This window comes from Colwellia sp. (genome assembly GCF_013215345.1).
In the GTDB taxonomy this organism is placed as follows: Bacteria; Pseudomonadota; Gammaproteobacteria; order Enterobacterales; family Alteromonadaceae; genus Colwellia.
In genome coordinates, this window is the sequence record NZ_JABSOV010000115.1 from 1 (window position 1) to 11,725 (window position 11,725).

The window sequence follows — 11,725 nt, forward strand, 5'->3', positions numbered from 1 at the left end:
TAAGCGTTTATTAAAAGAGCAATGTTATGGCTCTCAAGGTCAGTTAGCACAAGCTCTTGCCCTACAGGGGTTTGATGATATGTCACAAGCGAAAATATCGCGCTTATTGTCTAAGCTTGGCGCAGTAAAAACGCGTAATACTAATAATGAAATGATTTACATTCTGCCAGATGAGCTAGCGGTACCTAAGTCTAAACAGTCAATTGAATCAGTGGTGTTGAGTGTTAAGCATAATAATATGCAAATAATTTTAAAGACCGGTATTGGCGCAGCGCCACTAATTTCTCGTATGCTCGATAGTATGGGTGAATCTGCGGGGATTTTAGGCACACTGGCTGGCGATGATACTATTTTCATTGCCCCTGTTGATGTGGATAATATTGAAGAAATTACTCAGTCTATTCGTAATCTTTTAGCGGTAAAAGACTAGCGGTAAAGCTAAGCATTAAAGAAGTCCTCAGTAAGTTGATGAGGACTCTCTTAAAAAACTATTAACTATTCAATGATTTAAGAATGATTAGTCTTCTAGCCTAAAGTGCCACTTTAAAAAACGTGGTTATATTGTGCAGAGACAAGGTAAGCATCGCCTTGTGACTCAAATGTCCAATCTTGGCCTATATCATCAGTTTCAGTAAAGGTCTGAGTGTCACCTTTAACAATACTTACACCAAAATCTACTGATGATTTATTGGTGAAAGTATAATTTAAACCAGCACTCAACCAGATACGGTTGGTATCAGGAATTGAGATGGACATGTGATTTTCATCGGCTGGTGATTCATCATATGCAATACCCGTCCTTAGCTTCATATTAGTGCTAAGTTGGTAAGTGGCACCGAGGGCATAACGCATTGAGTTTGAAAAGTTTTCTTCTTTTTCGAATACTGGATCATCAACTCCAACTTCATAGCCAGCTAGTTTATCGAAGCTACTCCAGCCTGTCCACATTGCTGAGTAATGCACAGCAACCGTATCAGTTAGTTGATGTAAGCCAGAAAATTCCATGATAGCCGGTAAAGTAATATCCATAGCGCCAGGAACTACTTTCCCCTCGAAGCCACCGATGAAACCAGGTAAGTCATTAGTGTATTCACCTTCAAGCTCTAGTTTTACTTCACTACGATAGCTAAAACCTAAACGATGATTTTCATTAAAATCATAAGAAAGGCCCATATTCCAACCATAAGAGATATCATCGCCGGCTAAATCTGATGCTACTGTTTCAGGTGTTGGAATCATAGTTGGAGGTAAAGTCAGTTTGCCTCCGGTTTCGCCAAAGTTACGCACCAATGAAGCCTCGGCATAAATAACATTTAAACCACCAGCAATAACAAAGTTATCATTCACTTTGTAAGAAAGGCTGGTATTAAAGTTAACCGTAGTAATTGATGTTTCACCGGCTAGTTGTCCAGCAGCGTAGTCTTCAGGAAACTCAGTCGCTAAACCAAAGTTAGAGAAGGTGCCAAAACCTAGAGCAAACTTGTCATTTAGTGGCATAACTAGGTACATAGCTGGAATGAATGCACTTGGCGCAATACTGTCACTATTTAATGCAGCAGGGTCTGTACCGTTTGACGCATTTATACCGGTTAAGCTAACGTCAGGCATTACATAGGTGCCTGATATTGAGAATTCCATGGTATCGAACTGCGCCATAAGGGCAGGGTTACGGGCAACAACAGAAGCATCATCTGCAATGGCAGCTTCACCAGCGAAAGCTCTACCTAAACCAGCAGCACTATGCTCAGCTAACTGAAAGGCAGCACCAACACTGTAAAAAGATGAGCAGGTTAACGATAGCGCTAATAAGGATTTCTTGAATGTCATGATTTTGGGACCATTTATTATAATATAAAGTAATGAGCCTACCGCAAAGGTCAGACCAGAACTGTTATCAATAGTGAGAATTGGTAACTAGTTTGTGAACCAGGCTGTTGTCGAACAATTGTGGAACTGTTATTTTTTTCATACTTTTTCTTCGAATAAACACTAATTTGTCGCGCTTTTATTAATGTAGGTCAAAGCTCAAACTCAGTCGCTGCTTTACTATACAAATATTGATAATTGGTATTAGACAGTAAAAAAGGAAATGTTATGAGTTCAATTCCCGAGTATATGACAGAAAAACATAGAGAATGTGATGAAGTTTTTTGTCAAGCCGAAGCCGCTGTGGCAGAGAAAAACTGGTCATTAGCATTAACAAAGTGGCAATGTTTTGCCAGTGAATTAACTGAGCATTTTGCGCAAGAAGAAGAGGTATTATTTCCACAATTTGAACAAGCAACGGGCATGACGGCAGGGCCAACTCAAGTTATGCGTATGGAACATCAACAGATGCGTGCTTTGGTGCAAGAGTTAGATAATGCGCTGGCGGTAAAAGCCAAAGATGAGTACCTAGGTTTAGCTGAAACCTTAATGGTGATGATGCAACAGCATAATATGAAAGAAGAGATGATGCTTTATCCTATGATGGCGCAACACTTAAGCGATGGTGATCAGCTTATTGAAGGTTTTAAGGCCAGCAAAGTAGCTTAACGATAATGAAGCTTGTCGTTGTTGATGTAACTGAGCTTGCCCCGCCAGAGCCAATGACTGTGATAATTACGGCCTTGGCGCGTTTGCCAGCAGATCATTGCTTATTAGTGACTCATAGACGACAGCCTTTTCCTTTGTATGAAAAATTACATCAAGCGGCTTGGGCTTATCATTGCCAAGTGCATGATGAGGATAATATTTCGCTGTTTATCTACCGCCAAATTGATCAGCTATTGTTTGAGCAGCACTTTGACGGTGAAGTATTCAACCCCCTTTAGGCGATTGTTTGCAGCGGTTAATCATTCCCTTGTTAAAATAAAGGCTCGCCATGAACATGTCCGGCTTATCATTTAATGCTTTACCTCCTATCGACTTACCTTTCAGATTTTTTATCAGTGCGCCACTTTTTATCATTGCTTGTGCTTTGTTCATTTTATTTTCCGGTGAAGCACTATGGCTAAGTCGGTGGCAAGCTAATATGTTAGCGCTCACTCACGGTTTTACCTTAGGCTTTTTAACTATGGTAATGATGGGGGCATTATTACAATTTCTGCCCGTTATTGGCGGGATTGGCTTGGCCAAGCCTAGACTTATGGCGAGCACTAGTCATATTCTATATAGTGCTGGCGTGATTGTCTTAATGTTAAGTTTTATCTTTGCAGAAAGCTGGTTAACGGTTTCGGCATTAATACTGCTCAGTTTAGGTTTGGGCATTTATCTCTGCGCTATTATTTGGTTATTAGTAAAAAAAATAAGCCAGAGTGATAGCATTAATAGCTTTCGATTAGCGCTAACATCCTTGGTTGTGGTTTTGCTGTTAGGAGTATTACTGTTAGTAAGTAGGGCAGGCATTACAATGCCATTTACTGCTTGATAAGCAGCTCACCAATATCCATGCGCTTTTCGGTTTAGTTGGTTGGGCGGGTATCTTAATTATTTCGGTGAGTTTTCAAGTGTTACCTATGTTTCATGTCGCTCCTAATATGCCGAAATATATCAGGCAGTATCTTAGCATCAGTATTTTTATCTTCTTGCTGGTTTATATGGTCTATGCCGAGTTTGCCTTGGGGCTCATTGTTATTAGTCATGGCGTGTTTGCACTTACCTTGTTTTATGTGATCAACCAACGCAAGCGTAAAATAGCCGACAGCAGTATTAAATACTGGCAACTGGCTGCGGCAACACTGCTGTTACTTAATGTTCTGTATTTCTTGCCCGATAGTTTTTATCGTTCAGCTGATACTCCGTTATTCATTGCACTACCAGACAAAACCATGCTGTTAACAGCTATTTTTATCTACTTTTACCTGCTATCAGTAATACAGGCTATGTTACTAAAAATATTGCCATTCTTGAGTTACACCCACTTGCAACAGCGTTGTTTAATGGGTTTTTCAGTGATGCAGTTTATCCCGCATATGCATGATTTTTTAAATAAAAAACAGGGCTTGGCGCTCTACTATCTACATATTCTCAGTGGTTTATCATTGTTGGCGGTAATATTTGAGCCCAGCTTGTATGGGCTCTTTGCATTCTTACTTTTACTTGAATTTTCTTGGCTATTGCTTTTAATGATCAAGTGTATGCATTTATATTTTACCGTTAGTCAGAAAATCCACTTGTCCAATAAGGCGTAACTCATTACTATGCCCGCTAATACCACTTAGTAAGCTAAATAGGTTCATTTATGAATACAGTCACCTTAGTTGCCATTGATAAATCGGTACAGCAAGTCACGCCATCAAAAGTGGTTTGTATCGGCCGTAATTATGTCGACCACATCAAAGAGCTTGCCAATGAAATACCTGATGAAATGGTGGTGTTTTTAAAGCCAAATTCAGCCATTAGTGCAACACTAAGTGCTATGCATAATGATGAGGCCTTGCACTATGAAGCCGAGTTAAGTTTTTTATATCAAGGCGGGCAGTTTACTGCGGTGGCCTTAGGACTGGATTTAACTAAGCGCGAAGTTCAAGGAAAGTTAAAAGCTAAAGGCCTGCCTTGGGAACGTGCTAAAGCTTTTGATGGCTCGGCGGTATTTAGTGACTTTGTTGCTATACCTGAAGAAGGACTCAGCCAGTTAAACTTGTCTTTAGTTATCAATGATGAGTTAAAACAGCAAGGCGGCGTCAGCTTAATGCTGGTTAAGCCAGCTGAAATATTAAAAGAATTACAGAGCTTTATTAGCCTGGAAGACGGCGATATTGTGATGACAGGCACACCTAAAGGTGTCGGTGTTATTGCTACTGAAGATAGCTTTGTTGGCCAAATATACTTACAACAAGAAGATAGCCAAATGGCTATCAGTGCCTTAGTTACTTGCCAGTGGCAAGCGCAATAGTCGCTTTAATTTATTAGAATTGGTCTTAAAGCTGTAAAGCTTTGCTACACTTAATGTAGGCCCTTTTATACTGCCATTTATAGGAAAGGCTATGGAATATGAATTTGTACACGATGCCATCACAGGCGAAGCCAGAGCGCTCTTTTCATTAGAGCATGAGGTCATAGGCCCATGGATGGAAGTTGAAGTAGGACATAACGTCAACAAACTTACCGATTTACTCACTGCGATAGACAATATTGAAACCGGTCAGTCGCAAGAGATACTCATCACCGGTAGCGAATACTCTATTACCTTAAATAACGAAGATGTTTCGATTCAAACAAACGTCAGCATGAATGGTTCATTAAATGGTACCGGGGAAGGTTTACCTGAAATGTTAACTGATGAGCATATTCACCTAGATCAAAATGAAATAGCGGCTTGTGGTTTAGATGATTTTAGAGCCTTACTACTCTCTTGGGGGCAATTCACTAACGGTTTATCGTAAAGCTATTCAACTAATCTAAATCAATTTAAACTAGATAAAGGTGCGAAGAAAGCACCTTTATTCATTTCACTATTTCTGTCTTTAGCGATGAAACTATTTACTATCAGTAAACTCCGCAACAAGAGTCTTTAAAGACCCCTCGTCAATCCCTAGCAGTGCACATACTTTTTCTTGTACGTAAGGCCAGTCTGCCGATGTACAATCTGAATATTTTAATGAGATTAGCTGCTCACTTAACTTTAAAACCGCAAATAAATCTTGTCCTGGCGAGCCATTAAGTACACTTAAAAAGTCTCTTTCATGGTGTTGTAAAATTATTTGGCAGACGTCTTTGGGTAAGCGCCATGAACTGGCAACATAATAACCAATAGTCGCATGATTCACGCCATAGTACTCTTCTTCTACTACCGTAAGCGCTATTTTAGGAGTCGTTAATGCTTGATCTAATAGTTGCTGATAATCATTATATTTCATTGCCATCACAGGTACACCGCAAGCATGAAATAGACCTAAACTAAAAAATTTATCATTAGCTATTTGCGGCTTATATCTTTGACCAATTAACATCGCTGCACTGGCTATATCAGAAGTAAACTGCCAAAAATCTTCTAGTTTGATACTACAACACTTAGGGTCAAAACTCTTTTTAAGTAAACTACCGGTAACGAGCATGACTACACCATAAATACCGATGTAATTTACCGACATCTTGATATCTGTCACTGTTCTACTTAATCCGTACAAAGGGGAATTAACGGTTTTTAAAATAGCTGCACTGACGGCAATATCTTTACTGATAGCGGCGCTAATAGCATTAACATTCGGGCTAGTCTCAGCCATCAGTTTAAGTAATTCGAGTAGTAATTTGGGCTGGGCCGGTACAGAAAATCCACGGCTGATATCATCTAAGACACTTTGATCGACAATTAACATAAACCAATAAAATCCTATAAAAACATAGATTATACCCAAACCACCTCAAGATACAGGATTCAACTGGAATTAGAAACGTCTTTAGGCAGGCATTGATTGAAGAGAATAGTTTTTCTATTGTCGAAATCAATAACGATGGATAAAGCGTTTCTAAACCAGCCCTTCGGGGACGTCTGAGCAAATCATGTTCATCGTTGCGTAGTTCATTAAGGACGCTGCATGGATGCAGCTTAATAGAGAATTCAGGAGCATATTCTCCTGAACAACCATTAATGAAATACGCGCCTTGATCATGAACCGTTCAGGCGTCTTGAAACGAGTATCTTGAAGTGGCTGGGTATAAGTGTATGACATAAAAAGGGCTCTTGCTTTAATTCTTATCAATATAACGGGTTAATTTAATGTCTGGTCAGGTACCAGTACTTAGCAAGTCAGAATAAATCATTACGCTTTAAATAACTCGGTATTGCTGATAGTTAATCTTAGTATTTAGGGTCAATCAGTGGGTTACATAAATCATCATGACAAAGAAGCCAACAATGATAGTGTTGAATGCAAGGATGTAGGTAAAGCCTTTGACACCTTGCTTTAGTGAATAATCATTAGCGCTAAGATACCAAGTCCAAATGGCGCACATAATAATTGGCAGTAAGAAGAAAAATTTTATCATAGTGGTTTATTTATGCTCTCGTTAAGGGATGTTTCATTCCACGGGGCAACTTTAAGTAACATTAACATGCCAGGGATAGCTAACGCCGTGCAGAGAAAGTAAAAATTTGTCCAACCTATTTGCTCTATAATAACGCCGGTAGTAGCATTGGCAAAAGTGCGTGGTACTACTGCCAAAGCGGTAAATAAGGCAATTTGAGTGGCTGCAAAAGCCGGGTTTGTTGTTTTAGCAATAAATGCAGTAAAAGCCGCAGTGCCTAAACCAACACCTAAATATTCAAAGCCCATGGCTATTGCTAAAGCATAGTTGTTATGTCCTATTTCAGCTAGGGCGGCAAAGCCTAAAATACTGAATATCTGAACAAAACCAAATAACCATAGGGCACGATTGATACTGAGTTTAATCATCACGAAGCCGCCAACAAGGATACCAATGGTCATGGCAATTAATGAAGATGTTTTGGCGACCACGCCTATTTCAGTTTTACTAAAGCCCATATCAATGAAAAATGGCGTTTGTAATGCCGTCGCCATATTGTCGCCTAATTTATAAAGCACTAAGAACAAAAGTATATAGCCCGCAGATTTAAGTCCTTTACTTTGAATAAAGTCTTTGAAGGGTAAAACCACGGCTTCTCGTAAGGTTTTTGGTGCACTATGCTCTGATTCTAATTCATTAATGAACAGGGTTAACAATACGCCTATTAACATAAAGGCCGCGACTATCATAAATACGGATTGCCAGCTCATATGGTCGGCCAAAATAAAACCCAGAGAGCCAGGTACCAGCCCCGAAAGTCGGTAGGCTTGTACATGAATCGAGTTACCTAAGCCAAGTTCATTATCGGGTAATAATTCTCGTCGATAAGCATCAAGCACTATATCTTGGCTGGCACTAAAAAAGGCCACGGCTGCCGCTAAATAGGCAACAGACCATATATCCATTATCGGGTTAACGAAGCCAAAGCCGGCAATAGAACCTAAAAGTAGCAGCTGTGTTGCTAACATCCAGCTTCGGCGCCTGCCAAGTATACCGAGTGAGTAGCGGTCCATGAGTGGTGACCACAGAAACTTCCACACATAAGGGATGCCAATGAGTGAGAACAGTCCAATTTCTGCTAGGCTAACGCCTTCATCACGCAGCCACCCAGGCACCAATTGATACAAAACAAACAGCGGTAAACCTGAACTAAAACCGGTAAAAATACAAATAAGCATACGCTTATTTAAGATTGCTTCTTTAAAAGAGCTAGTTTTTGCTGGAGAGTTCGTTGGCATTAACAAGTAATTCAAGATGATAAAAGGTAATACTTTCAGTCTATCAGAGGCTTGCTACTAGCAGAAGAGGATCATGTTATTTGAGTGATTATTTAATGATTGGTTAAATTTAAGCTCCGTTTAGCTAAGCGATGGGGCGCCAGCCAATACAGTCAATAGGGTAACTACCTGAGCCGTTGAAGAAATCTAAACAAGTGTTCATTTCACTTTTGAAAAATAGATCTTGGCCTAGTGCTTGCGCACCATGTAAGCTCACTTCGTGCATTAAATGCCAAAATACCCGCTCTTTAGCGCTGTGTGGCGTTTCATCAACAACATTTAATAAAGTCCACTCGGACATTGTGTCTAAAATAAAGCGGTCTAACTCAGTATAGTGAAGCTTTTGTTCGATGACTGCGCCAACATAGGCGTGCATTTCTAGTATTTTTTGATCGATAAACTGCTCAATTATCATGAAGTCCCCTTAATACATATACTACTTGGCACTACGAATGGCGGTGTTTAGCTAGGGTAATGGTGATCACCGGCAAAGAATTAGCGCCTTATTATTGATTCACATTTTTATTTTTATTTGTGATCTTTTTTATTGGCTATCTTATTTATCGGTGATAATTGGATTTTTGTCAAAAAAATAGCACTTTTTTTTGTTACTTTTTTGTAAAATGTTGGTTAGCATAGATAAAGTAAACTTGGCTTAATTATCTGCCGGTAAAAGAGTTGCTTTGATTAACATGACTGGTTTTAGTGGTACATCATTCCAAGCCATTTCTTCGTTGTAATCGGTAGGTACTTTAGCTATGGCTGTTAGTACTTCTTCACCTTCAACGATTGCGCCAAACACCGCATAGCCCCATTTTCTGCCTGGGTCTAATGTGGTGTTATCTGCTAGGTTAAAAAAGAATTGGCGATTGGCTGTATGTGGTCGGTTTTCTTTAGCCATAGCAATGGTACCCATTTCATTTTTTAAACCATTACCAGATTCATTAATGATGTTTTTACCTAGTTTCTTGGCGGTAAATTTAGCGTCATAAGCACCACCTTGGACAATAAAGTCTTCAATAATTCGATGGAAAATGGTGTTGTCATATTCACCTTTTACCACATACTCGAGAAAATTATCCACGGTAATAGGGGCTTTCACTCGATCAAGTTCAACAACAATTACCCCCATAGAGGTTTGCAATTTTACTTTAGGATAGATGTTCGTTGGATCAACCGCATAGCTAAAGGTACTACTGATTAGCAAAGTGCTTAAAATAATAAATTGAAAAAAAAGTTTCATAATTACCTACCGATTATGGGGGAGGCGCATAGCCCCCTTGCAATCTGCTATAAAAAAGTTTTAATGTCGTTACTGGACAAAATTTGTGTTAATAAACTACTCAAATGCTGATTAAATTCACGTTCTAACACCGCGATATCAGCATTAAGAGCACCTTCGCTATGGCCACGCGTTTTAAAGCGACTGGTCAGGGTTTGCTTGCTGTTATCAATAGAAACTTTAATGATAATTTCACTTTGGGTGTTATAGCTAACACTTTCCTGATCAACACTGATGACTGCTTTTTCTATAGTAACCGTCATCTTGTTTGTTGCGTTATCAGTAAAAGATAAACCTTGCTGTTGCCACTGTTTAACTAAAATTCCCTGAATAATATCTTCAAGACGCTGTTCGGATGAAAGTATTGTTGCTGCTTCATCCTTCTCCAGTATTTGAATAATATGGGTGCTGGTCCGCATATCAACAACAGTGAGCTGTGCTTCTTTATGAGATAGCTGGTTCGATGGCGCTATGTTCACTTGTGGCGATACTATTAAATGAGTAGGCGCGGCACTACAACCAACAATGCTGATAAGTAATGAAGCTAGAATTATTGATTGTAATCTGTATAAATTCATTATTTTATCTATCTTCTCTTATCGTTTAATTGCAGATTGCGTGACAAACTTATTATTACTGGCAATTAAGGTTTCGTTACCAAAAAGGCGCTGTAACTTAATATGATAAGCTAATTGCTGGTTACCAATAATACGTAACTCTCCGCCTTTCTTTAATACTCTATGACTGTCTTTAAACATCTGCCAAGCAATATGATCTGTGGTGGCGGTATTTTGATGAAAAGGTGGATTACACAAAATCAAATCAACGCTGCCACCTTCTATATCAGTCAATGAATCATTAAGGATAAACTCACAATTTTCAATTGATTCAGGTAGATTTGTTTTTATATTTTCTTCAGCAGAAGCGATGGCCATAGTTGATTCATCAATAAACTGAACATGTGCTTCAGGTTGGTTAGCCAATACGGTTAGACCAATCACGCCATTACCACAGCCTAAATCAATTACTTTGCTGTTAGCGGCAACTTCAGGTAAGTTTTCAATAAAATATCGCGCGCCAATATCTAACTTTTCTCTGGCATAAACATTGGCATGATTGCTAATGCTAAGTTCACGTGAAGGTGAGTCATTGGTAGATTTATGCGTTATGGTCCATACCGTTGGAAAAGGCGAGTGATTTACCTGTTGATTAGTTAGATGACAGTCAAACTGGCAAAATACTAAGCGGGCTTTTTTTACCGCTAAAGAGGTTTTAGTTGTACCTAGGTATTTTTCAAACACTTTTAAGGTGGCGCTGTGTATTTCTTTAGCGCGATCTGCGGCGATAAAAATACAGTTATCGCTAACTGATTGCTTAATTTGAATAAGCTGTTCAATTAACATTGCTTTGCTTTTAGGAATTTTATATAAAATGACATCAATGTCATTAGGTAAGGCATCAAGCGAGTTTAGCTGGGTAATATTGCTATCGTCTAAATAATTTTGCTCTATATTGTAGCTTATGCCTTGGCTACTAATATAAGAGTCATTAATACAAACTACTTCAGCATTCTCACTACCTGAATGGCAAAAATTCGTTGCCAATGCGCCAAAGGCATCATTAAAAATAGCCACCTTGGTATTAGCGTTAATTAAACCTTGTTCTTCAATATAGTTTATTAGGTACTCATCGGCTGAGTCCCATGCTTGTAAACTACGGTTTACTTGCGCAGCAGGGAAACGGCTTAGGAATAAGTTCTTATCATTAACAATAAAAGGGCTGATCATATAATTGGCTAAAATGGCAGTGAAAATTTGCCCGCTATTGTGTCATAATTCACAGCATATTGTTGGTCTATCCACTTAATTCAGCGAGAAAAGAATGACTGTTGCCGCTATTATTGAACAAAAACTGCTTGATGCTTTTCAGCCTTCACACTTAGATGTGATCAACGAAAGTAATAACCATAATGTACCACCGGGTAGTGAATCTCACTTTAAAGTGGTTATTGTTGCTAAGGCTTTTGAAGGTGAACGATTGATTAAGTGTCATCGCTTAATCAATGCAGTGCTGGCAGAAGAGCTAGCTGAAAAAATTCATGCGCTGGCATTACACACCTATACCGAGTCACAATGGCAAGAGCAGTTCGCTAACAATA

At 39.1% G+C, this 11,725-nt stretch carries 15 protein-coding genes; 8 read left to right on the top strand and 7 right to left on the bottom strand.

The window, feature by feature from the left end:
• The coding region (gene argR, locus HRT50_RS14815) for a transcriptional regulator ArgR (RefSeq protein ID WP_291615822.1) at positions 1-430 on the top strand (430 nt) is incomplete at its 5' end.
• Between the two features lie 113 nt (positions 431-543).
• On the opposite strand, the gene HRT50_RS14820 is transcribed toward argR, so the two are convergent.
• A complete protein-coding gene (locus HRT50_RS14820) occupies positions 544-1,827 on the bottom strand; it encodes an outer membrane protein transport protein (protein ID WP_291615824.1) in 1,284 nt (427 codons plus the stop codon).
• A gap of 267 nt (positions 1,828-2,094) precedes the next feature.
• On the opposite strand from HRT50_RS14820, the gene HRT50_RS14825 reads away from it, so the two are divergent.
• The 6 genes from HRT50_RS14825 (at position 2,095) to HRT50_RS14850 (ending at position 5,366) form a co-directional block, all read left to right on the top strand.
• Entirely contained in the window at positions 2,095-2,535 is a 441-nt protein-coding gene (locus tag HRT50_RS14825) for a hemerythrin domain-containing protein (protein ID WP_291615826.1), read from the top strand.
• 5 nt (positions 2,536-2,540) lie between these two features.
• Complete coding sequence (locus HRT50_RS14830; RefSeq protein ID WP_291615828.1) at positions 2,541-2,813, top strand: DUF2249 domain-containing protein; 273 nt, start codon at positions 2,541-2,543, stop codon at positions 2,811-2,813.
• A 56-nt stretch (positions 2,814-2,869) separates the two neighbouring features.
• On the top strand, positions 2,870-3,409 hold the full coding sequence (locus tag HRT50_RS14835) for a hypothetical protein (protein ID WP_291615830.1): 540 nt from the start codon (positions 2,870-2,872) through the stop codon (positions 3,407-3,409).
• Positions 3,410-3,497: 88 nt separating this feature from the next.
• Entirely contained in the window at positions 3,498-4,172 is a 675-nt protein-coding gene (locus tag HRT50_RS14840; RefSeq protein ID WP_291615831.1) for a hypothetical protein, read from the top strand.
• 50 nt (positions 4,173-4,222) lie between these two features.
• The gene (locus HRT50_RS14845) at positions 4,223-4,876 is read left to right on the top strand and encodes a fumarylacetoacetate hydrolase family protein (protein ID WP_291615833.1); all 654 of its coding nucleotides are present in this window, start codon (positions 4,223-4,225) and stop codon (positions 4,874-4,876) included.
• 91 nt (positions 4,877-4,967) lie between these two features.
• Positions 4,968-5,366: a YacL family protein gene (locus tag HRT50_RS14850; RefSeq protein WP_291615835.1), complete on the top strand. Its 399-nt coding sequence runs from the start codon at positions 4,968-4,970 to the stop codon at positions 5,364-5,366.
• Between the two features lie 93 nt (positions 5,367-5,459).
• Here the strand turns inward: HRT50_RS14850 and HRT50_RS14855 are convergent, their stop codons facing one another.
• The 6 genes from HRT50_RS14855 to HRT50_RS14880 all read right to left on the bottom strand — a co-directional run bounded on the left by HRT50_RS14855 (position 5,460) and on the right by HRT50_RS14880 (position 11,354).
• Positions 5,460-6,299 carry an HDOD domain-containing protein gene (locus tag HRT50_RS14855; protein WP_291615837.1) on the bottom strand — a complete coding sequence of 280 codons (840 nt, stop codon included), beginning with the start codon at positions 6,297-6,299 and terminating at the stop codon, positions 5,460-5,462.
• A gap of 666 nt (positions 6,300-6,965) precedes the next feature.
• A complete protein-coding gene (locus HRT50_RS14860) occupies positions 6,966-8,246 on the bottom strand; it encodes an AmpG family muropeptide MFS transporter (protein WP_291615839.1) in 1,281 nt (426 codons plus the stop codon).
• Positions 8,247-8,370: 124 nt separating this feature from the next.
• Positions 8,371-8,700, bottom strand: coding sequence for a hypothetical protein (locus HRT50_RS14865; RefSeq protein WP_291615841.1), 330 nt, complete (start codon positions 8,698-8,700; stop codon positions 8,371-8,373).
• 240 nt (positions 8,701-8,940) lie between these two features.
• Complete coding sequence (locus HRT50_RS14870) at positions 8,941-9,528, bottom strand: peptidylprolyl isomerase (RefSeq protein WP_291615843.1); 588 nt, start codon at positions 9,526-9,528, stop codon at positions 8,941-8,943.
• Between the two features lie 47 nt (positions 9,529-9,575).
• Positions 9,576-10,145, bottom strand: coding sequence for a YajG family lipoprotein (locus tag HRT50_RS14875; protein WP_291615846.1), 570 nt, complete (start codon positions 10,143-10,145; stop codon positions 9,576-9,578).
• An 18-nt stretch (positions 10,146-10,163) separates the two neighbouring features.
• A complete protein-coding gene (locus HRT50_RS14880; RefSeq protein WP_291615848.1) occupies positions 10,164-11,354 on the bottom strand; it encodes a methyltransferase in 1,191 nt (396 codons plus the stop codon).
• 94 nt (positions 11,355-11,448) lie between these two features.
• Between HRT50_RS14880 and HRT50_RS14885 the strand changes: the two genes are divergently transcribed.
• On the top strand, positions 11,449-11,725 hold a 277-nt coding region (locus HRT50_RS14885; protein ID WP_291615850.1), incomplete at its 3' end, for a BolA/IbaG family iron-sulfur metabolism protein.